The organism is Pseudomonas sp. B6001 (assembly GCF_013386015.1).
Lineage (GTDB): Bacteria > Pseudomonadota > Gammaproteobacteria > Pseudomonadales > Pseudomonadaceae > Aquipseudomonas.
The window spans coordinates 232,376-258,366 of record NZ_JACAOX010000004.1 but is presented as its reverse complement, the minus strand read 5'-3'; the positions used below and the strand labels follow the sequence as shown (position 1 = coordinate 258,366).

Here is a 25,991-nt window from a genome sequence, read left to right as displayed (position 1 = left end):
GAGTACTGTGGCCGTGACAGTAGAACGTTGCGCCAGCCTGCGCCCCGTACAGCTAGCGGTAGATACGGTCATACACTTCGTCAGGCCTGCCAACAAGCGCCCTCCAACCAAACTGCCATTGGTTTGCCTTCATTGATCGGTATACTTGCGCCCTTCTCTGCACTGCACACTGTGCTGAACACATCCTGAAAGGACACTCGATGAGCAACTACCTCGACCGCGCGCTGACGGGCCTGCGGACCCTGGGCATCAATCTTCTGCAGCCGGTTCCAGATGCACCGGTACTGGTATTGCTGGACCGCGTGGCTCAGTACGACACCGCCAAAGTCACCGCTATCGCTGCCGTGCTGCAACAGTCGACCACCTTCAACAGCGTGGTTCGCGAACAGATCGCCGGCATGGATATCTCCACGCGCTTCATGGACATCACCCAGAGCTTCACCTCGATTCGCGAAGACGCTGCGGCCATGGCGGGCTGGATGGATGACGGGCGCCTGGATACGCTGGAGAAGCTCAAGCTGAGCTGGATGAACCTGCGTCGTGGCTCAATCCCCAGCCGCTTCAGCGAGATCCGTGAAAACTACCTGCAGGTGTGCAAGTCGGCCAATGACCAGATCTCCCGGGAAACGGTGATTCTGGAAGCTTACCTGGACTTCCGCATGGCCATGAAAGCGGCCGAGGTCGATGCCCAACAAGTGCTCGCCCTGGCCGGCCAGGTCCTGGAGCAGCGTACCCAGGCGTTAAACGAGGCCAACGCCCAAGTCACGGCTGCCGAAACCCTGGCGCCGGCCGAACGCGCGGCCTTGGAATTGCGCCGTGACGAAGCCGTACGCGCGCTGCAGGACGAAGACAAGCGCTACCAGATCGTCAAGGACATCGCCGATGACCTGAAGGTCGGCTACAACACGGCCGAAATGGTCTTCGCCCGGATCAACCAGGTGCATGTGATCAAGGAGCGCCAGTACCAGCGCATGGTCTCGTTCTTCTCTACCAACGAAGTGGTGTTGACCGGCCTCGCGGTGTCGTTCACCAGCAACAGTGGACTGGCCGAAGCCACCAACACGCTGAATGCCACCACCGACGGCATCAGCAAGGGCCTTGAAGCCCTGGGCAGCACCGGCAACACCCAATTGGAAGCGGCGGTCAAGGCCAGCTATGGCTCCACCATCAAGGTCGACTCGGTGCGCGCCTTGGCCGACGCCACCCTGAGTTTCCAGACGGACATGCACGGCCTGACGGAAACCTACCGCGCTGAATCCAGCAACGCGTCCCGTGACATCGCCGAAGCCGTCGAAGAGGCCAAACGCAAGTTCGCCGCATTGCTGACCAAGGCCGCTTGATGAGCGACATTCTTCTCTCCGAACAACTCGGCGCGATGGCGCTGGTGGATCAACTGCGCCACCAGCAGATGGCGGTGGAAAAGGACTTGAGCCTGCCCCAACGCCGCGCAGAAGTGGCGGCGCGCATCCGCGAGTATTACCAGAACAACGGCATTCAATTTACCGAAGCGCAGATCGATCAGGGCGTGCGCGAATTCTTTTCCAAACGCCTGGTGTTCGAGGCCCCGGAACTGAGTGCGCTTGACCGCTTCTGGAGCAAAGTACTGCTCAGGCGGCATCGCGGCATACTCGTCATCCAGCTCATCGCGGTCACCTTGCTGGTGGTGCAATGCAGCCGGGTGATGGTCGCCAGACACGAGATCCAAGAGGCTCAAAGAGCGGCCATCGCCGTCGAGACGAACGCGGCACAAAAACAATCAGACATCGCCCACCTGAAGGCTCGCTTGAGCGCCGTGCAACAGGACCCGGCCTATATTGAGGGCGGCGACCTGTTCAGTGCCTTGCCCCGACTGAATACCAAGGCCGAACATGCCCTGGCCATGGTCGATACCTCCGGGGTCGATTACGCCAGTGAGCAGATCGGCGTGCTGGAGGCGTTTTTAGCCAAGGTCAAGGCAGTCCAGCCGATGACCGACCAGCTCAACGAGTTGACCCGCAAAGTCGCCGACATTCACCTGCCCGCCGCCGACAGTAAAGCGACGCGGGGCATGCAGGCCGAATTGGTCATGATCAAAGACCTCATCGGGAAATTCGAGATCGAAAAAGCCGGCGGCCAACTCAGGGCCCTGCGTGCCAACACCGAACTGATCCCCAAGGAGGTGACCATTCGGGTTGTCGACCGGCCCGGCACGCCGTCCGGTGTCGAGCGCTGCTACGACAAGGCGCTGTGTAATTCCAATCCTGGTTCGACCCAGGGCAAGAGCTGGTATTTGGTTGTCGAAGCCGTCGACCTGTCGGACAGGCCGGTTCTACTGCCCACCGTCAGCAGTGAGACCGGCACCGGCGCGTGGGCCAGCCAGTTCGCTGTGCGGGTACCGCAGGCCGAATACCTGAAGGTCAAGGCCGACAAACTCGACGACGGCCACCTGACCAACCGTGTGATCGGCCGCAAGCCGGCCGGCAGGATGGAAGTCACCTATTTGAGCCAACGGACCACCGATCCGCTCGAAACGATATTGGAGTGGTGAAGACATGACGCCTGACACCCTGATCGGCATCACCGAACGTAACTCCCGCAACGCCGAGCTGAGGATTCGCACGGCCGAGCAACACCTGTCTGAACTGCTCGGCGAGCAACTGGCGCTGGAGCAGGACATTACCCAGCGCCTGGGTAAAATCGCGGCCCTGCACCTGGACCAGGGCAACACGCAGAACGAGCAAGTCGCCGCCGCCCTGAACCTGCGCCAACAGTCCCAGGACCAGCTCCACCAGCAACTGCGCGACGCTGAGCAGACCGTGGCCCAGGCGCTGGCGGGCAAGGAAAAACTGCAAGCGCGAGCCGACACCCTCGACCAGCAAGCCCGGCAATCCCTGGAACAAAACCCCGACTACGCCCGCCAGGTCGCGCAACTGGACCTGGCCCAGGCCGCCCACCGAGAACACGTCAGCGGTTATGAAGACTTGCGCCAGGAGTGCGCACTGAAGCGTCCGACCTTTGATACCAACCTGGTCTACGTCTACCTGCGCGGACACGCCTTCGGCACCGACCAATACCGGCGCAACCGCCTGAACCGCTGGATGGACAACTGGCTGGCGACTAAGGTGAACTACCTCGCCAACCGCAAGAACGAGCTGAGCCTGATCGCCCTTGGTGAGCGAAACGAGGCCTTGCAGGCCGAGCGCATCGCCCTGATCAGCACCTTGAGTGCCAGCGTCGATGCGCAACTGGCTCAGGCACGTGACCAGTTGGGACAGGCCGCAATTCAACCCGAGCTCGACACCCTGCAACGCGTAGTCGACAACGCCAAGCGCCAGGCCAATGCCATCCAGGAAAAACTCGGCAGCTACTCACGCAACGAAGACCCGCAGTACCAGCGCGCACGCCAGTTGCTCACTGACCAGTTGAAAACCCGCAGCATCGGCGAATTGATCGACCTGGCCAGCCACACCCCGGACGACGCCGACGACCTGATCGTCGAGCAACTGCAAACCCTGAACCTGCGCTTGAAAGCGGTGGTACAGCAACTGGCGGATACCCAGGAAGAGGCCGTGGTACACCAGAACAGCTACCAGCGTGCCAAAGACCTGGAGCGCAAAGTTCGCAACGATGCGTTTACCGGCCGCGATGTTTATTTTGACCTGTCGACTGACTTCGAGCGTCTGGTAGAGAGCTACATGACCCAGGGTGCAACCCTTGGCCAGGTTGTGGATGTGCTTGGCCGGGGCCTTAAAATCGTGCGCCGCAGTCAGGTAGCGGCAGGGGCGACGCGAGGCTATGTCAGCGCATCGATCAGCCCTGTCGTCCTTGGCGTCGCCACCGTTGAAAGCAGCAATAACAACACGGCCAGCTTTTCGACGTCAGGCAGTACAGGCGGCGGCAGCTTCAGGACGACCGACAGCTTCTAGCCTGGCGCGAAGCAAATCCGGGACTTCCTCGTTGCTAGCTGTCAGACAACGAGGAAGTGATCTGCGCAATCGCATCCTGATCCAGCCCGTCCAGCGTGCGGTAGTGGTTGATGATCAACGTCTCCTTGTCACTCAGGGTGGCCTGGTTGATAACCGCCCTTTCCCCCGTCAACACGTAAAGCACGTCCACGCCTTTATGCCGGATGGCAATCAGGTAATCGGACTTGGGCGCCCGCGCGCCACTTTCGTAGTGCACCTGAGCATTCGCACCCACACCGCCAATCGCACCAAACTCCTGTTGGGAGAGCCCCAGGATCTTGCGTTCCTCTTTCAGGCGGATGCCGAGTTTATCGTCCATGGCGGGTACCTCAATAAACGTGTTTAACACCCACCATACGCTTATGCGCAGGAGCGGGGTCTATTCATTCGGGTGGCTACCTATTGCGTGCGCACGAAGGCGAACATATGCGGCACGTAATCGGCCTTGCCGAGCGGCACACCGTTATGGCGAAGGATGTTATAGACGGTCATCAGGTGAAAATAGAACTGTGGAATGGCCCAATTGACCGCGTATTCGTAGGCAGTCATGTGGAAAATAGTACCGTCGGGAAGTTCTATCGAGATAGCGCGCTCGCTGCTGTCGATGAGTTCGCGATCTGCCGAGGCAAGGGCTTGCAGGGTTTGCTCGATCAACCCACGCGCCTCGCTCAGGGTTGCGGGTGTGCTCAGAACCGGCAGCGGTTGATGGGTGAGACGCTGGACCGATTCCTGGGCCTGGGTGCACACAAACCGGATTTGCGTTGCGAGGGTGTGCATGTCGGGCGCCAGCCGCGCGCTCAGCAGGTTTCGCGGGTCATAGCCCAACTCGCCGGCATGCGCCTCGCCTTTGGACAAAAGCCCCTTGAGCGAGCGCAACATCTGCGCAAAGCAAGGGACGGTGATTACATAGGTCGACATCGTTCTTCCTTGACTGGATGCTGAGCGTGGGAGCATGCCATGGGCACGGTCTACGCGGCTAGCCGGCAAGCTTCATGCAGCTTCACGTGACGTCAGCGGCGAGCCGACTTACCTTGGCCACCCGCCCCTCTTACTGGTGTAGAGCGTGCTAAAGATCGCCACCCTTGCCGCCGGCTTTATCTGCTTGTCGATGCTGCCTGCTGCCCAGGCGAGTGATGGGTTCTACGTCAACCCACAGTCCACCGCCGCACAGTGGGTCCAGCAGCACCCCGATACGCCTGCCACTGCAAGCATCCGCTCAACCATTGCCGAGGTGCCCAGTGCCCTGTGGCTGACCGGCACCAGCCAGGCCATAGGAACGCTGGCCGAGCGCGTCAATCGCTATGTAACCGCTGCCGCCAGTGCTGATAAAACACCGATTTTGGTGGCCTATAACCTGCCCCACCGCGACTGCAGCGGTGGCGCCTCGAAGGGTGGCGCACCGGCAGCGGCGGAGTACCGGGGCTGGATAGACCAACTGATCAAAGGCATTGGAGACCAGCCGGCGCTGGTTATCTTGGAGCCGGACGCACTGGCAGACCTGCAGTGCCTGGACAAGGACAAGCGCGCCGAGCGGCTGGGGCTAATCAATTACGCCGTATCGGGGTTCAACCAGCGCGCACGCCATGCCGATGTTTATCTGGACGCTGGTAATCCAGGCTGGAAATCCCCAGGCGCCATGGCCGATGCGTTGAATGCAGCCGGGGTGAAACAGATCCGGGGGTTTGCCCTGAATATCGCCAACTTCTACACCCTCGCCCAGGTGCGCAGTTATGGTGATGCCATCAATGCCAGGTTGTTAAGCGAATACGCCTATACAAAAGCCGTGGCGGTGGATACCAGCCGCAACGGCAATGGTGCGAATCCTGGAGACTGGTGCAACCCGGTGGGGCGCAGACTGGGCATGCCACCGCAAGTGCTTTCGCCACGGTTGGTTGCCCTATGGATCAAACTCCCGGGCAATTCGGACGGTGCGTCTTCGACGAAAACCGATTGTCATGAAGGCCCGGCGGCAGGCACCTTCAGTGCCGAACTGGCACTTCGCCTGATTGATGGACACTAACGGCGAATGAGCCTTGCATCACCTGGACTCATTGCTCAGGATAGCGCTCTTGAGCTGAACATCGGCAGGGAAGCAGCAGGTTACCGAGGCCGAAAACACATGACGCTCCATGAAGATAGCCCGCTGCACATAGAGGTGTGCCAGCGCCAGAAACACCTCTGGTTCTGGCTCCCAATTGGTCTTTTGATGGTTTTCTTGACGGTTACCTCGACGATTTTACTGGGTACAAATCCGCCGGAATGGATGTTTGTCGCACTCAACTTTGGCTGGGCAATCGTCGCGCTGACACTGCTGGTGAAGCTATCGGGTGTTTGTTGCGCCAAGTGAAGCACCCAGGCGTTTCAGCTTGCATCGCGCATCACTCGGGCTCGTGCCCTCACCTTGATACGTCGTCAATGCCAGACAAACAACGTGAAACAACTCACATTTATGGAGTTTCACGGTTGAAGGTCAAAATTTGACCAAATATATTTCGCCCCACCCGAGCGCTCACCTCTATACGGATATTGTTCTGCGCCTGCTCGGGCCCCCGGAGATGCGCAGGCAATAAAACATTGAGGTTTGCCATGCGTCTTTCCAAACTCGCCCCAGCCGCCGCCCTGTTCAGCCTGTTCACTTTGCCCGCCCACGCCGCCGACCTGTCTGCCCTCACCGGTGCCCTGTCATCGGCATTGGGGGGGGCCGGCAACAGCAACAACACCGTCAACGCCAACAGTGCCTCCTGCCAGCAACAGATCCGCGACCTGCAGACCAATATCAATGCGGCCAATGCCAAGGGCGATACCTTGCGCGCGACCGCGTTCCAGGCAGCACTGACACAAACCAACAAGAGCTGCAGCAACAGTACCTACAACACTCAGGCACAAGTGGACACTAACCCTCAGCGCCAGCAAAACGTGAACAAGGCTGCGGATGCGATCAACGCAATTGGCGGCTTGTTCAAGTAAGTCGGGCTGCCCTGCGAGAAGGCCCGCGATTGCGGTTTTTTCGCCCATCGTACTTACCGGCAGACAATAAAAAACCCCGTAGACGTTAATCTACGGGGTTTTCTGGTGTGGAGGATTGTCGTCCCCCTTCACCTTAGCCAATGGCCGCCGACAGCTGCCATGTTCGCTTATTTCTTGGCCCAGTTGAGGATGTACTTACCGTAAGCACCTTCAAACCCATCGACGGCAATCGAATAGGTTTCACCCTTCTTGGCTGAAAAAGTCACAGCACTGGTTACATCATTTTCCGACTGGTTATTGTTCGTGCCGGCCACCGGCATCGAATTCAGGCTCGTGCTTTTATAAACGGCAAGCACGGTGTCGAATTTTGAGCCTGTGGTATCAAATGTGAAGCGTGCATCTTCTGGCGAAGTCCATTTGCACCAGACCGAATGGTAAGGCTTGGCAAAAGGAATATGTCCAGACTCACCAGCCTGGCTGGTGGCTAGTGTGGTGTCGCCGGCAACTGTACCTTTAACACCCTCAATAACCGTGGCTTGCGAGAAATCATCTGCGCAGCTCAGCGAGCTGCTTGTGCCGTTGAGGCCCTGATAGATCAGCGTGCCGGCTCCGAGCACGACAACAGCAATGGCTATTGGGAAAATAATGCGTGGTACGGCCATGACTCTTCCTTTTGAGGCGTATAGTTTCTGAACTGCTGCCATAGCAAGCGCAGCTTTAAATGGAAAAATGAATATCGGCTGATTAACGCCCATGAAATCATGCCAAGGACGTTAAAAATGGCACATCAAGCTATAAATCTCAGGAAACAAGTGGATTTTCTCTCGACCAGCCTGCCCGCCAGAGGCCCCTCGGTCACGAGGGGTGGCGATATTAACATGATGCATGCACCTGATCATCCAACTCCTGTCATCCCGTAGATGTCTTTAGGGGTGTGAATGCGATACAGGTAGAGATCAATTTAAAAATCAATAAATCTATGCCGTCTCCCGCTCAAAAATGGAAGACGGAGTTCAAAATGGAACAGCAAATAAATCATTTCCCTTGGCATCCGAAGATTGCCGCAAGCGATATACCTCATATTCAAAACGTCAGCGTGACCGCAATCGTGTCGGTATAAGTGCCGGCCGGCAAACCCACCTTGCCTGGGGATTTACCGTAAATATTCACGGTTTGCGCAACCCCGGTGCTGGCCGTGAGATTGATAGTGCCGTTGTTGGCAAGAATTTGCGTGTGGGCGGCGTCGGTGTAGATGTCATAGGGCGCAAAGTGGCCGGCACCGTCTGCCAGGGCACGCGTTCCACCGGTGGATTTGCCATCATTGGCGCCGGACGTGATGGTCAATACCGGCGAAGTACCCGCCGAGCATTGAATAGACAAAGGCGCCCCGCCGCCGCCCAGCACTTGCCCATCAGCCTCGGTATACAGGGTGTTGGCGGTACCAAAGTTCAACGCACCGAAATTCAAGCCTGTGGTGCCTCCCACGCCGTTGACCAGGCAACTGTTGATCAATATCAGCGACGCACTGATTTGCCCGGTGACGGTGGTCGCGGCCTGGGAGCCGGACACCCAGGCCAGTGTTGTCAACGCCAGTAAGACTCTTGAGATAAGTCCATTCATGAAGCTCTCCTTATGACTTGCCAACCCAGCGCGCCGGTTCAGGTCCCTGAGGTGGACCCTTGACACTTGTACAAGGATGGCCGTTGCGTAGAAGGTTAGTCAGTCAGGAGGAAACTGCCAGCCCGAGGCCAATCGCTTTCACTTGCGGAAGGTTGCCTGGAGAATTTTTCGGCCTTGTACCCGCAGGAATCACTGGCCAGTCTTTGCCTGGTCGCTGCACATCAGCAATCGGGTGTGGAAACCCGGAAATTACAGGTACCTCCCCTATCGATGATAAGCCTTCCGGTAAGTTGTGGGGCTCACGCCCACGATCGAGAAAAAGTGCTGACGTAACGACAGGCTTGTACCAAACCCGCAAGCGTCAGCGATCGACTCGACGCTATGGTCGGTGGTTTCAAGTTGCAGTTGGACGGCCTTGATTCGCTCATTCGTGAGCCACTTTCCAAACGTCGAGCCGGTCAGTTGCTTGAAGTGCCGAGTGAAACTGCGTCGACTCATCGCCAGCCTCGTCGCCACTTGATCGATTGACAACGGTTGTTCCAGGTTTGCCCGAAGCCAGTCCAGCAACAGGCCGAGACGCTGGTCGCTTGCGCCTTGAGGAACAGGCTGGCTGATGAACTGGGCCTGGCCTCCGTCGCGATGGGGGGAAACCAGCAGTTGACGCGCCAACGCGTTGGCAACCCCCCGCCCGTAGATCCGCCTGACGATATGAATACAGCAATCGAGCCCTGCGGCCACGCCTGCAGAGGTAAGGATTTGCTGCGCCTCGACATAGAGCACTTTGGGGTCCACTTCAATGCGTGGGAAATCTCGCGCCAGATGCGCCGCCCACGCCCAGTGCGTGGTTGCCCGCTTGTCGCACAGCAGGCCCGCATGGGCAAGCACGAACGCCCCCAGGCACAGGCCGACCACCAGCGCGCCTCGTTCATGGGCTGCCTGAAGCGTTTCGAGGAATGCGCTCGGCGGCCTTTCGGTGACGTCCCGCCAGCTGGGAATGATGACGATGTCAGCTCCTGCAACCTGGTCCAAACCATGGTCACAGTGGATCGCGAAACCGGCGTTGGTAACCAGCGCCCCTTCTTCACCCGCACACACCACCAATTCAAACCAGGGCGAATCCCCCACTCGGCGATCTTTACCAAATACGAGGCACGGCACAGAAAGGTGAAAGGGGCTGATGCCGTTAAAAGCGATGACTGCAACTTTCACACTTTTTTTCATAGGGCGGGCCTGATCGAGATTGGCCCGATTCTAATGAAAAATGGTCATTGGGCCAATGGTGTGAGTTCCCGGATGCGTTCACTCTGATCGCAGCTGCATTTCACCGGGAAATGCGCAAATCAGAGCTCAGGGCCTCAATGAACATCGCCACCTTTTGCACGCTGGGAGCACTTATGACCACTCTTTCGATGACCGCACCGGCACACGCCAGCGAACCGGTGCCGTCCGTCCCCTATACCACCGAGTCCACTGGCTATCATTGGTCCAGTGTGGACGGCGTGAGGGTTTTCTATCGCGAGGCCGGCCCCAGGGACGCGCCGACCCTGGTGCTGCTCCATGGCTACCCTTCGTCCTCGCGCATGTGGGATTCGCTGATCCCGCTGCTTGCTGACCGGTATCACGTGATCGCACCCGACTACCCCGGGTTCGGCAGAAGCGACGCGCCCTCGCCCGCGACCTACACCTACACGTTTGACCATCTGGCCGACACCATGAGCAAGCTGCTCACGCAGTTGCAAATCCATGAATACACCCTGTTTATGCAGGACTACGGCGGCCCGGTAGGCTTTCGGATGATCCTCAACGCGCCGCAAAAACTGCACGGCATCATCATCCAGAACGCCAATGCGTATGACGAAGGCCTGGGTGCCAAGTGGGCGAACATCGCCAAGTACTGGAAGGCTCCCGCCGAACATCCCGAACAAGTCGATGGGTTCACGGGGTACGAAGGCACGAAGCAGCGCCACCTGGGCACCAGCCCTCATCCCGAGCGTTACAACCCTGATGCCTGGGAAGACGAGTTTGCCGCCTTATCCCGTCCGGGCCAGCGGGCGATACAGTCGGCGTTGTTGCTGGACTACCGAAACAACGTCGCCTCTTACCCTAAATGGCAGCAATGGTTGAAAGACAATCAACCGCCCATGTTGGTCATGTGGGGAAAATACGACCCGTCGTTCATTGTGCCGGGAGCCATGCGCTACAAGGATGATGTGCCGGGGGCCGAGGTTCATATTCTGGATGCGGGGCATTTCGCGCTCGATGAAAAAACCGAGCAGATCGCCAGCCTGACGCGTCAGTTCATGGCGCGTATCACCGCCGGTAAATAGTAAAGAGTGGGAGGCCCGCGCCCGACTGATCGTCGGGTAACCCTGCAGTTCGTCGCCTCAAGCATTCCACTTCACCCAATCTCGAATACTGTATACACATACAGTACTCGAAATACCTCCTATGAATATCGACGAAGACACCTGCGGGTGGCTTGGCATCCCCACGCCTCTCGAAATGCACAAACAACATGCCCGGCTGCTCGAGAACGAGATCCAGGAACTGAACCTGCAACTGCGCAAGGCCCGGGCGGATATCTTCGGCCTGGTCGCGATGCTGACAGAAGCACAGGCAAAGAACGAAGAGTTTGCCGGATACCTCAGGCTGCGCGGTGCCGAAGCTGCAGCGATGAGGAAGCAGATCGCCAACCTCACCACTTCAGATCGACTCAGCACGCGCGAGGCCGAGAGGCTGCGCAGTGTGCTGAACGAACTGATGTCTCACCCGAAAACCATTGTCTAAGCTCAGGTTTCAGGTTGAGGGCTTGGCCATGTGCGGAAGATTTTCCCAGTACAGCGGCATTCACGACTTCGTCGCGGCGCTGAGCATGCCCAATGCCCTGGCGAACTCCGTGGGTGAGTTGCCGCTGGGAGAAAATCGACCTGCAACCGAGTGGCAGCTGACGCTGTTGATGACGGCGCTGAGGATCGCGCCAATCATCGTTTGGCTGAACGCAAACGCAGCCAAACCACCCCGACCAGCCCCAACGGCACCCCCAGGCTGAGCCATGAAAGCAGGTCATAGACGCCGTCACCAATCAGCGCCGAGAGCAATCCGAACAGGCTTAGAACAAAGAGCAACAGCGGCCAGCGAAAGATCATCCACAGTCCGCGCCTCATGATCGGCCCCCCATTTCCGGCCCGTTGGCATGCAATTCATCCAAGCGTTTTTGCAACGGTACCTTGCGACGGCTCAGCCACAGGTAGAGCCCACTGCCGAGGATGACGATGCTGATGAGATCGAGCAGCGTCCAGATGATCTTCAGCGGCACACCACCGTAATCACCAAAATGCAGCGGCTGCGAAACCAGCAAGGTTTTCACGTACAACGGCATCTCACGCATGTCGGTCAGCTCGCCGGTACTCGCATCCACCAGGGCCGGCTTGAGCAATCGCGCAGTGAGCGGCGTGGTGCCGCGCATGAACACTGCGTAATGGTGCTGGCTGCTGAACTGAGTACCGGGAAAGGCGATGAAGCTGGGCTCCATGCCTGGCGCCGCCTTACGCGCGGTATCCAGCGCTTTTTGCAACGACCCGAGGCGCTCCAGCGGCGGCGCATCCTTGTAGGGCGCGGTCATCTGCGCCAACTGGTCACTCTGCCAAAAGTCGAAAATGGGCAATGCCAGCGTATTGATCACGCCTGTCAGCCCCACCACCAACACCCAGGCGAGGGTGACGATGCCGAGCACGTTATGCAGGTCCAGCCACTTCAAGCGTGAACTGCGCCCGTTGCGCACGGTGGCGAAGTCCAGCTTGCGCATGAACGGTGTGTACACCACCACGCCGGACACCAGCGCCGCGACCAACAGCAGCCCCATGAAACCGAGGAACAGATAACCGGGCAACCCCATGAATAAATCGGTATGCAGGCGCAACATCAGGTTCATGAACCCTTCGTCTGGCGGCACCGCAGGAAATAACTCGCCAGTGCGTGTATCGAACGACTGCGAATGCCCCTCGATCGGTGGCGGCATAATGCTCGTTGCCGTGTACACCGTACCGAGCGGACTTTCCGGATCGAAACCGACAAAACGCACGACCTCCCCCGGCTGCGCCACCAATGCACTGGCAATGACGGTGTCGTAGTCGATTGGTGGTGTATCGGCGGTCAGCGGGCGCAGGGGCGGCGGCGGCTCGAAGTAGTGCTCAATCTCTTCATGAAAGATCAGTGGCAGCCCCGTCAGGCACAGCAACAACAGGAAAACGGTAGCGATCAGGCTGGTCCATTTGTGGACCAGAAACCAGATACGCAAGGTGCGTGCAGTCATGCTCGGTGTTTTTCCTTAAAGCGCCAGGCTCGCCGCGCGTCACGGGGCACAGCGAGCCCCCAGGCGGTATCAGTATTTCCAGGTAACGGAAGCTACCAGGTTACGCGGGGCGCCGTAGCTGGCGGTCGTGGCGCTGTTGTACAGCGATAGCAGGTATTTGCGATCGGTGACGTTGTTCAGGTTCAGCGACGTGCTCCAGTTGCTGTCGATGTCATAGCTGGCCATGAAATCGAGCAACGCGTAGGCGTTCTGGTGGATGGCACTGTTCGTGTCGTTTTCCACTGCACTCTGCCAGCTTACCCGTGTACCGATCTTGGCTTGGGGCAAACTTGGCAAGCGATAGGTGAGCATGCCGCGCACGCTATGAGTTGGCACATACTTACGGGCCTTGTCGCCATCGTCGTTGTCGATGCGCACGTAGGTATACCCGGCGAGCACGTCCAGGCCGGGTAGCGCTTCGCCAGAGGCTTGCAGCTCTACTCCGTGACTCTTGTAATCCATGGGGTCGTAAACGGACCGGCCACCCACCAGGCCGACATACTCCGCGACATTCTGCTGTTCGGTCTTGAACGCCGCGGCGGTGACGTTGAGGCGGTCATCCAGCAAGCTGCCCTTCACACCGGCTTCCATGCTTTTGCCTTCAAGCGGAGCAAGCAGTTTGCCGTCCCTGCCCAGGTTGTACTGAGCGCTGTAGATTTTCGTCCAGCTGCCATACACGCTCCACTGCTTGTCCAGGTCGTAGACCAGGCCGGTGTAAGGCGTCACCTTGCCATGTGCGCGGGTGTAGTAGTCGGAACCATAGCTGTCGCCGGAAGCGTCCAGGCTGATCATCCGCGCGCCGGCGATCCAGTGAAGATCATCGGCCAGACTGAATCGGGCACCGGCGTACACGCTTTTCTGAGTGTCCGTGAAATTCTGCGTATTGGCGTCGCTGGTAAACAGGAACGACGGATGCGCCAGATTGCCCGCCAGCACATCCGAGAATGAAACGTCGTAGTAGCCATCTGCAGCCGCATCGTATTCCCGGGCCTTCTGATGGGTGCGGCCATAGGCGGCACCGAGGGTCAACTCATGCTCTCGGCCAAACAGGCTGAACGGGCCGGAGACCTTGGCCTCGCCCAGCAACTGATGAGCCTCGCTGGTGGTATTGGCGGCAAACACTGAGGCGTCATCACCGCTGACCCCGGCGACATACATCATGTTGGTGTCTTGCTTTTCGGTGATGCCCGTGGCGGTGACCGTAGCGTTCCAGCCGTTGCCAAAATCATGCTTGAGCTCAGCGAATGTGCGCTGGGTACGCAGGTTCCAATAGGTCCACGGCTGGCCGATGCTGGAGCTGCGGCTGCCATAGTGAATGGCGTTGCCATCGTTATCCACCAACGGCAAGTTACCCCAGGTGCTGCCGTTTGAATTGCTGTCGTGCTGGGAGAAACCCACGGTCACGGTGTCGGCATCGGACACATCGAACGCCAACAGCCCGGCAGCGACGTTGCGCTCATGGCTGTATCGATCCATCCACGAGTTGCCCTTGTCGTGGGAGTAAATGAAGCGGCCGCGTACGTTGCCGGTATCCGTCAACGGGCCGGAAACGTCCACGTCCACACGACGGCCATCCCATGAGCTGACGCTGGTATCGATTTGCGCCTGGAAGGTCTCGGTTGGACGTTTACGTACGAAATTGACCGTGGCCGACGGGTTGCCAGCCCCGCTCATCAAACCATTGGCGCCATGCAGGATGTCGATCTGCTCGAACTCGGCCAAGTCCTGATCACCGACCAATACGGTTCCCACGAAGGGCATGCCCACGCCATCGTATTCAAAGTTGTTGATATCGAAGCCGCGCGAGGTGAATTCCGTACGATCGGTTTCGGTTTGCTCCACGGTCACCGAGGGCGCAGCACGCAGCGCATCCTTGATGCCCGTAATCTTGAAGTCATCCAGGGCTTGCCGAGTGATGGTGGTCACGGCCTGCGGGGTTTCCTTGTCCGTCAAGCCCAGACGGGTAGTGCTGGACGACGGGTTGCTTTTGTAGCCCACGGTTGGACCGTCAATAGGTTCACTACTCGCTTCGATCTGGGTAGTCGGCAACGTCAAGTCTTCGGTGGCGTGAACGAGGGACGCAGCGCTGCAAGCGCCAGCAAGCAACAGACTGGCAGAAAAGTGATGTTTCAAAACGAGGATTCCTACGACGAGTGGGTCAAGCGCGTTAACATTTCGAGAATGCTAATAGGAATCTAACTCAATTACAAAGTTATGTCGGACATTTTTTTCACATTTCGAAACATTTACCGTCGGGTACATTTGGCTACATTTTGGCGTTTCAAAATGAGGAGGTGCGGAACACTGAAGATTCGCCCTTGAGGAGGTTTCGGCCGCGGCTCAGGCCGCGAGATTGAATGAGGGCGACTGATTCTGCACCGAGTGGCTCCGACTCCACATCGAGCCATGTACTACCCAGTAGATTCGTCGGGAGCTGAAGCTGATGAAGCGCGAAGGCCTGGTCGAGTCGCAGCAACACCACCACCATTCAGGAGCCAGTGATTAACCACGACCACTACCCTCGCGCCAGGTGGAACTTAAACCTCGAGCCTGGAGTGCTCAAACGATGAATAGGCATCCTGGGCCTGGAGGAGATCGGCATGCAGGGCAGCAAATGCTTCCTTGTCAGCCGCTTTCCACGGATCAGGAACACGCTGGAGAAAGTCTTCCAGACACTTGCCGGCGCTAGCCACCTGACGCGCCAAATCAGCAACCTCACTCCAGTAAGCACTCATCCGCACACTCCTTTTTATGGACACAAGGATATTGACATGCCTCAGAAAGGAGATTCAAGAACAGCGTCTGACCGAGATAGGCTGGGGAGCCATGGCGTTAGTACGCTAGTCGTGAAAGGAATTGCCGGGGTCAATTCATGGACGCCGACCGAAGACCTTAAAGAAGATTGATGTCTGCGTCGGAGCTACGCTAAACGACAAAATGGAAAAGATCCGGGGGGCGGCTCTTTTTTTCGAGCTCAATAAAAAACCCCGTAGACGTTAATCTACGGGGTTTCTAAGAGTGGAGGCCGAGGTCGGAATCGAACCGGCGTAGGCGGATTGCAATCCACAAATATTATTTTTTATCAGTGCCTTACGAGAATATTAATTCCGCATCACACAGCGCTGGAGCCCTTTGAAATCAGGAGATTCTATTTTAGTTGCGGAACTGATTTTCTACGCTTGGTCGCGTGCGGTAGAGCCCCCTGGCTCTTCATCGCAAGACCTTATTGCGCAGGCCCGTGGATAGGGATTCGAACCCCTTCTTGTGGACCTGTAGACCGCTTAAGGCCAGAAAATACGGTGCTTTCGTCTTTCTCATGGCGTCCTACGGTCCATGGCTGCCCTAATGTTGCCCAAAATCTCTTCGCCACTGCCGCTGCTAAGCTTGCGTTTTCTCGAATGGAGTCGGCCCTATGCCAGGTGATTACTCACTACCCGATGTACTGGAAAGGATCTACCACAATCAACTCGCCCTGGAGGCGTCGGTAATGGAGCTGACGTTGTGGGTGGAACCGCGGGGATTCACCAGAGGTTGGCGACAATGTCCGCGGGGCTCTGGAAGCTGTTGGGGAAAACGCGGGGCACATCAAACAGGGCTTGGCCAAGCTTAGGGGTACGAATCTCGACGAGGTATCAGCCTTCCAAAGAGACTCCTGGATCGCCTAAGGCAAGCTTGATAATGGGCTATATTAGAACTCACGGAAGACCAATATCGATACGACGAGGTGGCGGAGCCAAAGGAGCTATGCTCATAATCTACGACCATCAGAACCTGAGAAATGGATATGTCTCCCAAAGTATTTGTAAGTCATGCAAGCGAAGATAAGGATCGATTTGTACTGGAATTTGCAGCAAAATTAAGAGCCAATGGAATTGATGCATGGCTTGATAAATGGGAAATGTTACCTGGCGACAGTCTGATTACTAAAATATTTGAAGAGGGGATCAAAGACGCCCAAGCAGTAATAGTTGTTCTATCAAAAAATAGCGTTGCGAAGCCATGGGTTAAACATGAACTAGATGCTGCATGCGTGAAGCGAATTAATACTGGCAGCAAATTAATCCCCGTAATCATCGACGACTGCGAAGTTCCTGAGGCTTTAAAAGCGACGCTGTGGGAAAGCATTAGCGATATCACATCATATCAACCAAGCTTTGAACGCATCATCGCCGCAATTTTTGGCGCTTCGGATAAGCCAGCTCTCGGTAAACCACCTACATATGTGAGCAACTTTGGCTTAGGTATCGCCGGGCATAACAATGTAGACAGCCTAGTGTGCAAGCTTGCATGCGAGTTCGCATTGAAAACCGGTTCTAGACATATAAAAATTACGGCATTTTACAAAAATGGAGAGTTGATCATTCCAGAACATCAACTCAGAGATTCCATCGAGGTGCTCGGCGAGCACGGAACATTTGAACTCCAGCATTTCCTTGGTGGAGAAATACCGTCTATATCACTAACTAATGCTGGATTTGAATTGTATGCTCGCGACCATATAAGCGACTACAATGTTGCGATACGCTCAGTCACCTCCGCAATTGTAAACAATAAACTTACACATCTTTCCGAATTAAAAACCCAACTAAATCTAAACCCCTTCTTGATTGAGCACGTTCTGAGAACTTTTGCAGATGCACGAAAAATCTCTGTAACATGGTTCCTAGGCGGAGACTGCTTAATCAGCAATGTCTCACCTTCTCTGCGTAGAACTCTCAATCAGTAGCTATCACCTTTAGGTCTAAAGAGGTCCGTACGCGCATGGAAGCATTAAGCTGGGCTCGAGCAAGCTTAAACGCTCAGCAGGTCATCATCGGCCAAAAAGGAACCATTGGAAGCGTCTAGCCAATCAGAAGTAAATCACAGATCATGGCGGTACTGTGACACAAAGGGATTGAGGTGCATCTTGCTCTCTGCAAGACTCGCCCGAACTTAGCAAACGGATTGCGGTGTTTACTCATCGCTAAGTAAGACCCTGGCCAGGTGACAGTACGATGCACGCCTTGGCCTAATGTCCACCTAGGTTGTAATTAGAATATTGAATGGAAGGGAGCGATAATGTCACAAAAAATTTACTTTGACGAGTCCGGCTTTACAGGTAACAACCTATTGCACCCTCGTCAAAACTATTTTGCCTACGCCTCCGTTGCGTCCGATGATGATGAAGCCAAGGCTTTCGTCGAGCGATTGATCAAGAAGTACAACATTCAAAATGGTGAGCTTAAAGGCTCCAACCTAGTGAAGTTCGCCAAAGGCCGGAAAGCGATTTCCGAAATATTGGCGACCTTCGATGGGCGCATAAAAATCTCGATCTCGGACAAAAAATTCGCGCTCGCAGGGAAAATTCACGAGTATATATTCGAGCCTTGCTACTCCGATGTGAGCTCACTTTTCTACGAAATTGGCTTTCACCGATTCATCGCAAACATCCTGTACATAGAGTTTGTGGCCCGGGGCGCAGGTGCCGAAGAACTATTCGCTGAGTTTGAGAGTCTGATGCGCGAGTTGGATGGGAAAGATCTGCAGACAATCTTCTCCTCATCCGATGCCTCTCATTCCGAAACCCTCAGGATGATCAGAGAATTCGCCCAGAAGCGTCACACCGATATTCACAAAGAGCTGGACTCTCTTGCTGACGGATAGACCGGCAAGTGGGTATTGGATCTGACCGACAGCGCGCTGTTTACCCTCCTGGCAAACTGGGGTACTCAGTATGAGCAGATTACCGCGATCTGTGATCACTCCAAGCCGCTCCTAGCCAATCAGGAGATGTATAGCGGCATGATTGGCAATACTAAAAAGATTTTTTCAGAGATTGTGGACGGGCAAGAACATCCCGTGACTTTCAACCTTTCGGGGCCGATAACGTTTGCAGACTCCCGCACGACGCACGGTATTCAGCTCGCGGACACGATTGCAGCTGCTGCAGTCTACGTCTTCTCTGGAAAGGTAGATGAGTCGACAGAGCATTGGCGCTACATCATCGCACGTCAGGCCCACTACGGCAGCGTGATTCCAGATATGGGCGAAGTGAAGTTGGAGAACTCCCGTTCGAAGCTCAATGCCTTAGTACTACATCAATTGCATGATCGAGCTACGCGGGGGGTTGATCTCATTGAAGGAGCAAGGGAGATGATTATAGGCCTAGCGCGAAGCCTCAGCTCGCCAAGATACCAAATAAATCGCCCCTAATTCTGTTGGCGTCACGCTTATTTCGTAGCCACCATCGAGTATGCAAGGCACTCTCTACACCCATTAGGAAGTGCGCACTCACCCCTCTTACAGCAGGATACAAAACATGTCAGATTCAGTCCGCATTGTTGGAGTATCTCAAAACCTATCATACTCAGCATTTGAAATTTTCCCCAGTGTCAACGAAGTTCGCCTTGCTAGCGGAACGGCTTTTGCTTATAAACACAACGGAAGATCCTATTTCATAACAAACTGGCACAATGTAACAGGTCGAAACCCCCTCACATATGCATGCCTTTCCGCCCACGCAGCGATACCGGACAACATACAATTTCGTTATCCCGAGCTAAAATTTTCAGGTGAAAATAAACTTTTAGGCTGGCAAGGAAGAAAATTAAAACTTTATGACGACGCTGACAAACCCATTTGGCTTGAGCACCCCCAGCATGGTTCATTAGTTGATGTAGTTGCTATAGAAGTTTATGGCATTGACGAAACAGCAATGCTGTTCACTAATGAGAATGAAGACGTATCTAAATACCAAAATATAGGCGCCGGCACGGAAGCTATGATACTTGGTTTCCCTCACGGAATTTCAGGTGGCTCAAAATTCCCGGTGTGGAAAAGAGGAAGTATTGCATCCGAGCCTGACTTTGACCTTGACAACCTACCAAAATTTATCTTGGATACGGCAACTCGAAAGGGAATGTCTGGATCACCGGTTTTTGCCAAACTTACTGGCTTCAATTTGCCTGTCGGCGCCCTAGACATGGGAGAAGGTATATTAGGAACGTGCTACGAATTCTTGGGATGTTACTCTGGAAGTATTGGCCGCGAACCATTCGATGCTCAGCTAGGAATTGTCTGGAAAGAACGAGCGATCATAGAAATTATTGAAGGTAGTAAGAGAGGAGTGTCATCACATGTACTCAGTGTCAGGGAACACCCAAAAAAAGGCGATCAACACTTCTTCGATTGGGACGATTGGGGATTTGCCGATTGAGCAAGCTTCCCAAGCTGGTAACGAGGGTTCGATTCCCTTCACCCGCTCACTGTTTTCAAGGCTTCCAGACTACCAGCTTCAATTAGGTGTCTGTTTTTGTTTTTTAAGACGCTGCTATAGAAGAGGTGGATTTCTTGCAAGGAATTCTGTCTCGTTTTGCCAATCCAACTATTTCGATGTCGCTATCGGAGACAAACTCTTTCTTAAGACCCCCTCTTTCATAAGGTGACTTGGAGAGGAAAATTTTCATTTTAAATAAAGCCAGCCCTCTCTCATCTGTTCACGATAGCGCGAGAGTGGAGCCTAACAAACAACGCTAATCCTTACTTAGGCGTGCGCCGCAACAAAGACACCCCTCGGGACTATTACACCGGCGACATCGTGTGGAATGCCGTGTACGACGCAGCCGCACAGGAACTAAAGACGCTATGGACCTGGCCTACTTGGCAGCACCCCGCTGACGTGTTGAAAGTAGCGACCACTGATTTGAGCACCGAATTCCTAATGGTTAAACAGGGCAAGACCGAGAAGAAGCTACGCCTACGGCTAAATGATAAAGGTGTTCAGTCTGGACTGAGTGCCTTTATCAATGATTTGCAGGAACGCCGAGCCCTGAGCGGTATAAAAACATCGAGGCTGATCACCAACAAATCCGGCCTTCGGATGAGCCAGCAGATGCTACGCAATCGCTGGGACGAAGCTCGCGAGAAAACTGCCACTAAAGCCGGTGCCGATGGTGACTCTGCTTTGGCAGTGCTAATTCGTCAGTTCCAATTCAAGGACATCCGCCCCAAAGCCGCCAGTGAGATTGAACTAACACATGCAAATCGGCTTCTCGGCCATACCACCGAAGAAATGACCAAGAAATTTTATCGTCGTGTTGGTGAAATTGTTAAGCCTACAAAATAGTGGAATCACGCAAAAACAAGCTAAATTTTCATTGAGGGACCTACTGTTTATTCTTGATAATTTCAATTAGCTCATCGAGAGATTTAGCTTTTTTCATCTGAACGAGACTTACAACTAGCCATACAAAACACCCAGCACCAAAAAGAATAAATATAGCACTCCAGGTCTCGGCTGGCAGCCCAAAAGCACGATTAAAAGTAGAGGAACAAAATACGATTACCACCCCAACGAGCAAACTCAAAGGCATATGCCATGAGTCTGTTTTCTCTACAGAATTTAAGTGTTCAATTAGCGCCAACTTTAGTTTGTCCGAAGTTATGGAGATAACTTGTTGAGAGGTATTGTCATGAATCTCCGTTATGGAGATGGACTGGGTCGGGCGGCGCCGAGGAACCGGTTGTGTGGTAGCTTCCGAACTAGGCTTCATAGTCATACGCCAGCCTGCTCGATAGTAAACTGAAACTCAATGCGTCTAACTTTCCCAAGTTTTTGAACTGACGCAAAGAAAAATATACTCCTCCGATCCTCCGAGTCCGCAATATTAATTGGCCTAATGAGACTTTGACCAAATCCCCCACCAAAATTTAAAAACTTCAACACAACACATTCAATATGAGAATCTTCGCCAGCCACCTCATAATCAACTAAAAAGCTAGAGTCTGGCGCCTTGTTTTCAGAATGATTCTCGTCAACGAAGTCATCTAGAAACTCCATCCTGACCCCCATCGAATCGTCGCCTTCAACGGGGCAAACCAGAGTCAATAGCTCGCCCTCCGGAACGAATACAACCTCATTCATCAAGACCACTCGCCCACCTACTTCCATATTTTCAGTCTCTCGCGCATCCAAAACAATGACCCCATAATGCCATCATCCAAGAAACCAGGAAAGCAACGGAGTATCGGTTGGTACAGGAGGATAGGCAGGCCTGTTAGGCTCTTGCGAACCGAGGGTTGCGGAACACATTCCAAAAGTTGCGGAACACTTCTCGAATCACAGGCAATAAAAAACCCCGTAGATCATTGATCTACGGGGCTTTAAGAGTGGAGGCCGAGGTCGGAATCGAACCGGCGTAGGCGGATTTGCAATCCGCTGCATAACCATTTTGCTACTCGGCCTCAAACGATCAATGCCCTACAACCGACATTCACCGCATACAAACTTGAGTGGGCTATGTGAAGCTTGCCTCTACTCTATCTCATTGAAAACATTGAAGTTTTTAATGCTTCAGTGCGTTCGATGGGCGCAATTATGTACTCATTTGCCAGGGCTTGCAACCCCTTGATTTCAAAAAATATTCTCTCAAGGGGCAGGCATTCCTGGTGGGCTACCCTACCGCCCGGCTTCTTCCTTGTCACGGATAACCTGCAATTGATACTGCGGGTCCGCCTTGATCTGCTGTTCGGTAAACGGCAGCGGGCTGAGTTTTTTCTCGGAAAACGCCTGGGTCTGGTCCTTGAAGTATTTCGACGCCGGGTCGCTGGACAAGGAGAATGCCAGCACACCTTCGGCATTGGGCCCCTTCTCGTCGAACGTCACGATCTGCAGGTAACTGCTGCCGCTGACTACCTCGCGCTTGCCATCGGCCCGAGGCACGCTTTGCATGGCGTTATAAACGCCCAGCTCTTGCGGGCCGCCGTGGATCGGTGTCTGGCCCGAGACCTGAATATCCCCCCAGCGGCTGTCCGCCGTCAGCCCGCGCTTGGCCACGTCGGCGGCTGACGCGAGCATCGCTTCATGCAGTGCCTTGGCCACGTTTGCCCGATCGACCGCCAGCCCACGTGGTGTGGTCAGGGGTTGTGCCGGATCGAAACCCACCTTCCACGCGTCCGGCGCTTGCGCCAGTTGCTCCGCCAGGTTGATGAAGTGCACCAGGCCCAGGCCGCTGTCGAGGTTGGCGCGCTGGTCCCAGTTTTTCAGACTGTCGCACACCGATTTCACGCTGGCGTCGGCACCCGCGCAGAACTTCAGCAAGTCCGGCATCACCTGGCTGGCAAGATACACCTGGTTGTCCATGACCATATTCTGCAGGTCGGCGACCTTGATCGGTTGCTTGTCGAGCTCCTGCAAGCGTTGCAAGGCAAAGCGCGCACGCGGGCCCAAGCCGATCTTGTCCTGGCTGATAACGGGCGAGAACCCGGTCAAGGGTGCCTTGGGGTTGACCAGCCAGGCCGAGTCATTGGAGTGCTGCACGTAGTCGGTGCGCTCCAGTTGCGGCAGTTGCTCGGCGGGGAAGATCCCGGCCTGGGCGGCACGCGGGTCCACGTCCCAGGCGCAGGCGCTGCGAGAGCCGTCGAGCATGATGAATTGCAGCCCGACCCGTGGGTCACTGCACTGTGCGAGCTTTTTCGCGCTGACGTTCGGCACCACCGACAGGTTCATGTACAGGCTTTGACCCTGGTCATCCGCTGCCACCGTGTTGACCCACGGGATACCTTGCAGGGTGTGTACCGAGGTTTGCAGTTCCTTGAGGTTCGCCGCGCGGTTCATCGCGTACCACTGTTGCAGCACACGGTCGTTGCCCAGGTTGGCATCCCGCAGGCTGAAGGCATATTTGGCGTCCCAGTCGAGTTTGCCCGGCCATTGCACGATGGGGCCGAACTGCGAGCTGTAGACCGTGCGGGACTGTTCCCGGGTACCGCCGTCGGCAGTTTTTACCGCTACCTTGATCGTGGTTTTATCCATGGGCACGGACTTGCCGTCCAGCAAATAGCGAGTCGGGTCCTTGGGGTCCAGAATCAGGCGATACAGGGTGAAGTGCTTGGACGTATCAACGGTGTGCGTCCACGCAACGTGCTGGTTGAAGCCGATATTGATCACCGGCAGGCCCGGCAACGCAGCGCCCATCACATCCAGCTGGCCGGGGATGGTCAAGTGCATCTCGTAGAAACGCATGCCGCCCACCCACGGAAAATGCGGGTTGGCCAGCAGCATGCCGCGGCCGTTGAACGAACGGTCACGCCCCACCGCCACCGCGTTGCTGCCACGGTCCAGGGCGAAACGTTGCTGGTTGGCCGCCGCGACCTCAAACGCCTTGCTGTCCACCTGGGCGACGGTGTTGGGCGGCGTGGCCCCCACCAGGGCCTCGGCAAATTGTCCGACGCCACCTTCCACCAGCAGCCGGCGGGTCAGCTTGACCAGGTCTTCGGCCGTGATCGGCCGTACCCAGGCCGCCTGGCACTGCGCCGGCAAACCCTGGGCAGTGCGCTCCTTGAGGTAGTGGTTGTAACCGGCAACATACCCTTCAATGCGCTGCTGCATCGCCGGGGGCTGGGCCTTCCAGAATGCCGCAACGGCCTGGGGGGTGTTCAGCCAGGTGAAGAACACGTCGTTGGCAAGGTTGTTACGCCCTTCCAGGGTCGCCTGCTCGGGACCAAAGTACCTGGCACGCTCGCCATTGACCGTTACCACCTCATTGGCCAGCAGGCACAGGTTGTCCTGGGCATAGGCATAACCGATGCCGAACCCCAGCCCACGCTCATCGTTGGCCCGGATATGCGGGACACCAAAGCTGGTGCGACGGATCTCGGCGGTGGCCTGTTGCTCCTGCACCCGCGCCGCGGCCGAAAGACTCAGCCCCAGCAACGCCCCTGCCACACACATCCTGAACAACCCGTTGGAAATAATCACGCAGACTCCACAGCCAAATTAAACACCGCGACGAGGGACAGCTTCGCCAACACCTCAGTTAAGACGTAAATACCGGGAATAATTTTAGCAGCCGCAGGCGTTTATTCGGACAGGTCGGTATGTCTCCAGGATGTTACCGACAAAATTTCTACATCCCCCGCTTCATGATTTGTGCAGCTCGTACGTCTTATTAACTAAGAGCGCCATCATTTTCCTGATCAGGCTCTGATAAGGAGTTTCTGCATGTACAACTCGCAACTGCCCACGGAAGGACACTCACCCATGCATGACGGAGGTTTTGCCACCGGCAACCAGGCGTTCGGCAAGGCGCCGGAACATGGCAACCAGCGTATTCGTCATTTGCTCAAATGCTTTGGCCTGCGCACCAGCCTGATCCGGCTGAAGGTCATCGACGCCCTGCTGACCGCCGCCGACAACCAGCGCACACTCGGCGTGCGCGGCGTGCACAGCCATTTGCTGGAGCTGGGCATCCCGTTGTCGTTTCTCAGCGTGCGTGAGGTGCTCAAGCGCCTGTGCACCGAAGGCGTGATCACCCTGAACGCCGACAAGAGCTACAGCCTGCACGAGCAGGCTGCCAAAGTCCTGGAAGGCCGGGCCTGACTCAAAGGTTGGGCTTGACCTTGCGACGCATCACACCGTTGATCACCACCACGGTTACCGCTACCGCAATCGCGATGTACTGGAACGTCTTTTCGCTGATGACCCCGTTGTTCTGCAAGTAGGACAGGCCAAACATCGTCCCCAGCACCAGCAGGGAGATCAGAATCGAGTATTTCAAACGTTGCTTTTGGGTCATGACGGGTTCCTGAAGCTAAAAAATTGTGTCCACTTTGTATCGACTACCACACCAAGCACATACCTGTTAGCGGGGATGGATTGGGGTCGGCGGGGTCTCATGTTACAGGCGATGAAAAACTTTGGCTTGCCCAACGCCTGATTGAACCTGAGAGCACCCTAGAGGATTTTGAAATGCTTCGTCGAATCACACTGCTGATTCCCTTGCTGATCATGTTGAGCATGAGCGGCTGCATTATTTTCCCCCACGGCGGCGGCGGTTGGCATGACCATCGCTACAGCGAAGGCGGACCGGGGTATTACCATCGCTGATCGGTCATCCGTACATTTTCTGACATCTTGAACACTTTACAGGCGGAGCCATTCCCCCTGCTTCCGACACTCAGCAAGAGCGTCCAGGAAGCAGGGAGGTTTTCCTGAAAGGCGCATTCCTGAATGAGCGTGCCTAAAGGTGTTCACGATGATAGTCAGCAACTCGGTTCCTTCCTCCACTGCATACCCGCCACCGCCCCCTCCTCCGATATCACTCCCCGATATACCGTCATACCCCGATGAAATA

The 25,991-nt window shown here is 55.7% G+C and carries 27 protein-coding genes, 1 tRNA gene and 2 pseudogenes; 17 read left to right on the top strand and 13 right to left on the bottom strand.

What is annotated here, in order from left to right; all coding sequences use genetic code 11:
* Positions 1 to 200 precede the first annotated feature (200 nt).
* Genes HX821_RS07235 through HX821_RS07225 form a run of 3 tightly spaced genes read left to right on the top strand, consistent with a single transcriptional unit; the run spans position 201 to position 3,905 of the window.
* Positions 201 to 1,340 (top strand): merozoite surface protein 3b, encoded by a 1,140-nt coding sequence (locus HX821_RS07235; RefSeq protein WP_102368910.1) that lies wholly within the window; start codon positions 201 to 203, stop codon positions 1,338 to 1,340.
* The gene (locus HX821_RS07230; RefSeq protein ID WP_177035499.1) at positions 1,340 to 2,527 is read left to right on the top strand and encodes a DUF6384 family protein; all 1,188 of its coding nucleotides are present in this window, start codon (positions 1,340 to 1,342) and stop codon (positions 2,525 to 2,527) included. The genes HX821_RS07235 and HX821_RS07230 overlap by 1 nt, the downstream gene beginning before the upstream one ends.
* 4 nt (positions 2,528 to 2,531) lie before the next feature.
* On the top strand, positions 2,532 to 3,905 hold the full coding sequence (locus HX821_RS07225; RefSeq protein ID WP_177035498.1) for a hypothetical protein: 1,374 nt from the start codon (positions 2,532 to 2,534) through the stop codon (positions 3,903 to 3,905).
* Positions 3,906 to 3,939: 34 nt separating this feature from the next.
* On the opposite strand, the gene HX821_RS07220 is transcribed toward HX821_RS07225, so the two are convergent.
* The gene (locus HX821_RS07220; RefSeq protein WP_003207700.1) at positions 3,940 to 4,263 is read right to left on the bottom strand and encodes a helix-turn-helix domain-containing protein; all 324 of its coding nucleotides are present in this window, start codon (positions 4,261 to 4,263) and stop codon (positions 3,940 to 3,942) included.
* A gap of 80 nt (positions 4,264 to 4,343) precedes the next feature.
* Complete coding sequence (locus HX821_RS07215) at positions 4,344 to 4,862, bottom strand: DUF1993 family protein (RefSeq protein WP_177035497.1); 519 nt, start codon at positions 4,860 to 4,862, stop codon at positions 4,344 to 4,346.
* Positions 4,863 to 5,007: 145 nt separating this feature from the next.
* Between HX821_RS07215 and HX821_RS07210 the strand changes: the two genes are divergently transcribed.
* The 3 genes from HX821_RS07210 (at position 5,008) to HX821_RS07200 (ending at position 6,911) form a co-directional block, all read left to right on the top strand.
* Positions 5,008 to 5,964 carry a glycoside hydrolase family 6 protein gene (locus tag HX821_RS07210; protein ID WP_008435075.1) on the top strand — a complete coding sequence of 319 codons (957 nt, stop codon included), beginning with the start codon at positions 5,008 to 5,010 and terminating at the stop codon, positions 5,962 to 5,964.
* 6 nt (positions 5,965 to 5,970) lie between these two features.
* Positions 5,971 to 6,291, top strand: a complete 321-nt coding sequence (locus HX821_RS07205) for a hypothetical protein (RefSeq protein ID WP_177035496.1) — start codon at positions 5,971 to 5,973, stop codon at positions 6,289 to 6,291.
* A gap of 239 nt (positions 6,292 to 6,530) precedes the next feature.
* Complete coding sequence (locus HX821_RS07200) at positions 6,531 to 6,911, top strand: DUF1090 family protein (protein ID WP_003207691.1); 381 nt, start codon at positions 6,531 to 6,533, stop codon at positions 6,909 to 6,911.
* Positions 6,912 to 7,078: 167 nt separating this feature from the next.
* Here the strand turns inward: HX821_RS07200 and HX821_RS07195 are convergent, their stop codons facing one another.
* The 3 genes from HX821_RS07195 to HX821_RS07185 all read right to left on the bottom strand — a co-directional run bounded on the left by HX821_RS07195 (position 7,079) and on the right by HX821_RS07185 (position 9,752).
* Positions 7,079 to 7,573 (bottom strand): hypothetical protein, encoded by a 495-nt coding sequence (locus HX821_RS07195; protein ID WP_177035495.1) that lies wholly within the window; start codon positions 7,571 to 7,573, stop codon positions 7,079 to 7,081.
* Between the two features lie 421 nt (positions 7,574 to 7,994).
* Positions 7,995 to 8,531, bottom strand: coding sequence for a spore coat protein U domain-containing protein (locus HX821_RS07190; RefSeq protein ID WP_177008548.1), 537 nt, complete (start codon positions 8,529 to 8,531; stop codon positions 7,995 to 7,997).
* Positions 8,532 to 8,795: 264 nt separating this feature from the next.
* Positions 8,796 to 9,752, bottom strand: a complete 957-nt coding sequence (locus tag HX821_RS07185) for a GlxA family transcriptional regulator (protein ID WP_177035494.1) — start codon at positions 9,750 to 9,752, stop codon at positions 8,796 to 8,798.
* A 137-nt stretch (positions 9,753 to 9,889) separates the two neighbouring features.
* On the opposite strand from HX821_RS07185, the gene HX821_RS07180 reads away from it, so the two are divergent.
* From HX821_RS07180 to HX821_RS31745, 3 genes and pseudogenes are all read left to right on the top strand, one after another.
* Positions 9,890 to 10,858: an alpha/beta fold hydrolase gene (locus HX821_RS07180; RefSeq protein WP_256344167.1), complete on the top strand. Its 969-nt coding sequence runs from the start codon at positions 9,890 to 9,892 to the stop codon at positions 10,856 to 10,858.
* 121 nt (positions 10,859 to 10,979) lie between these two features.
* Positions 10,980 to 11,318: a hypothetical protein gene (locus HX821_RS07175; RefSeq protein WP_008435088.1), complete on the top strand. Its 339-nt coding sequence runs from the start codon at positions 10,980 to 10,982 to the stop codon at positions 11,316 to 11,318.
* A 28-nt stretch (positions 11,319 to 11,346) separates the two neighbouring features.
* Positions 11,347 to 11,487, top strand: a pseudogene (locus tag HX821_RS31745) (DUF159 family protein); the annotation flags it as partial.
* 25 nt (positions 11,488 to 11,512) lie between these two features.
* On the opposite strand, the gene HX821_RS07170 reads toward HX821_RS31745, so the two are convergent.
* The 4 genes from HX821_RS07170 to HX821_RS07155 all read right to left on the bottom strand — a co-directional run bounded on the left by HX821_RS07170 (position 11,513) and on the right by HX821_RS07155 (position 15,617).
* Entirely contained in the window at positions 11,513 to 11,695 is a 183-nt protein-coding gene (locus HX821_RS07170) for a hypothetical protein (protein WP_023658797.1), read from the bottom strand.
* Positions 11,692 to 12,843: a PepSY domain-containing protein gene (locus HX821_RS07165; protein ID WP_177035493.1), complete on the bottom strand. Its 1,152-nt coding sequence runs from the start codon at positions 12,841 to 12,843 to the stop codon at positions 11,692 to 11,694. The genes HX821_RS07170 and HX821_RS07165 overlap by 4 nt, the downstream gene beginning before the upstream one ends.
* Before the next feature lie 69 nt (positions 12,844 to 12,912).
* A complete protein-coding gene (locus tag HX821_RS07160) occupies positions 12,913 to 15,015 on the bottom strand; it encodes a TonB-dependent siderophore receptor (protein WP_003207678.1) in 2,103 nt (700 codons plus the stop codon).
* 404 nt (positions 15,016 to 15,419) lie between these two features.
* A complete protein-coding gene (locus HX821_RS07155) occupies positions 15,420 to 15,617 on the bottom strand; it encodes a hypothetical protein (RefSeq protein WP_177035492.1) in 198 nt (65 codons plus the stop codon).
* Positions 15,618 to 16,294: 677 nt separating this feature from the next.
* On the opposite strand from HX821_RS07155, the pseudogene HX821_RS31740 reads away from it, so the two are divergent.
* The 6 genes and pseudogenes from HX821_RS31740 (at position 16,295) to HX821_RS07135 (ending at position 20,986) form a co-directional block, all read left to right on the top strand.
* A pseudogene (locus tag HX821_RS31740) lies at positions 16,295 to 16,547 on the top strand (hypothetical protein).
* 119 nt (positions 16,548 to 16,666) lie between these two features.
* The gene (locus tag HX821_RS07150; RefSeq protein WP_177035491.1) at positions 16,667 to 17,608 is read left to right on the top strand and encodes a toll/interleukin-1 receptor domain-containing protein; all 942 of its coding nucleotides are present in this window, start codon (positions 16,667 to 16,669) and stop codon (positions 17,606 to 17,608) included.
* Positions 17,609 to 17,940: 332 nt separating this feature from the next.
* On the top strand, positions 17,941 to 18,525 hold the full coding sequence (locus HX821_RS31650) for a DUF3800 domain-containing protein (protein ID WP_218167950.1): 585 nt from the start codon (positions 17,941 to 17,943) through the stop codon (positions 18,523 to 18,525).
* 15 nt (positions 18,526 to 18,540) lie between these two features.
* Positions 18,541 to 19,074, top strand: a complete 534-nt coding sequence (locus tag HX821_RS31645; protein ID WP_218167949.1) for a hypothetical protein — start codon at positions 18,541 to 18,543, stop codon at positions 19,072 to 19,074.
* Positions 19,075 to 19,180: 106 nt separating this feature from the next.
* On the top strand, positions 19,181 to 20,077 hold the full coding sequence (locus HX821_RS07140; protein WP_177035490.1) for a hypothetical protein: 897 nt from the start codon (positions 19,181 to 19,183) through the stop codon (positions 20,075 to 20,077).
* 393 nt (positions 20,078 to 20,470) lie between these two features.
* Positions 20,471 to 20,986, top strand: a complete 516-nt coding sequence (locus HX821_RS07135; RefSeq protein ID WP_371316149.1) for an integrase — start codon at positions 20,471 to 20,473, stop codon at positions 20,984 to 20,986.
* 429 nt (positions 20,987 to 21,415) lie between these two features.
* Here the strand turns inward: HX821_RS07135 and HX821_RS07130 are convergent, their stop codons facing one another.
* The 3 genes from HX821_RS07130 to HX821_RS07120 form a co-directional block, all read right to left on the bottom strand.
* Complete coding sequence (locus tag HX821_RS07130; protein WP_177035489.1) at positions 21,416 to 21,784, bottom strand: hypothetical protein; 369 nt, start codon at positions 21,782 to 21,784, stop codon at positions 21,416 to 21,418.
* Positions 21,785 to 22,030: 246 nt separating this feature from the next.
* A tRNA-Cys gene (locus HX821_RS07125) sits at positions 22,031 to 22,104 on the bottom strand.
* Between the two features lie 214 nt (positions 22,105 to 22,318).
* A complete protein-coding gene (locus HX821_RS07120; protein ID WP_177035488.1) occupies positions 22,319 to 24,616 on the bottom strand; it encodes an acylase in 2,298 nt (765 codons plus the stop codon).
* A 243-nt stretch (positions 24,617 to 24,859) separates the two neighbouring features.
* On the opposite strand from HX821_RS07120, the gene HX821_RS07115 reads away from it, so the two are divergent.
* The gene (locus HX821_RS07115) at positions 24,860 to 25,237 is read left to right on the top strand and encodes a hypothetical protein (RefSeq protein ID WP_032899365.1); all 378 of its coding nucleotides are present in this window, start codon (positions 24,860 to 24,862) and stop codon (positions 25,235 to 25,237) included.
* 1 nt (position 25,238) lies between these two features.
* On the opposite strand, the gene HX821_RS07110 is transcribed toward HX821_RS07115, so the two are convergent.
* Complete coding sequence (locus HX821_RS07110) at positions 25,239 to 25,433, bottom strand: hypothetical protein (protein ID WP_003207574.1); 195 nt, start codon at positions 25,431 to 25,433, stop codon at positions 25,239 to 25,241.
* Positions 25,434 to 25,606: 173 nt separating this feature from the next.
* Between HX821_RS07110 and HX821_RS07105 the strand changes: the two genes are divergently transcribed.
* Positions 25,607 to 25,744 (top strand): hypothetical protein, encoded by a 138-nt coding sequence (locus HX821_RS07105; RefSeq protein WP_003207572.1) that lies wholly within the window; start codon positions 25,607 to 25,609, stop codon positions 25,742 to 25,744.
* Positions 25,745 to 25,991 lie beyond the last annotated feature (247 nt).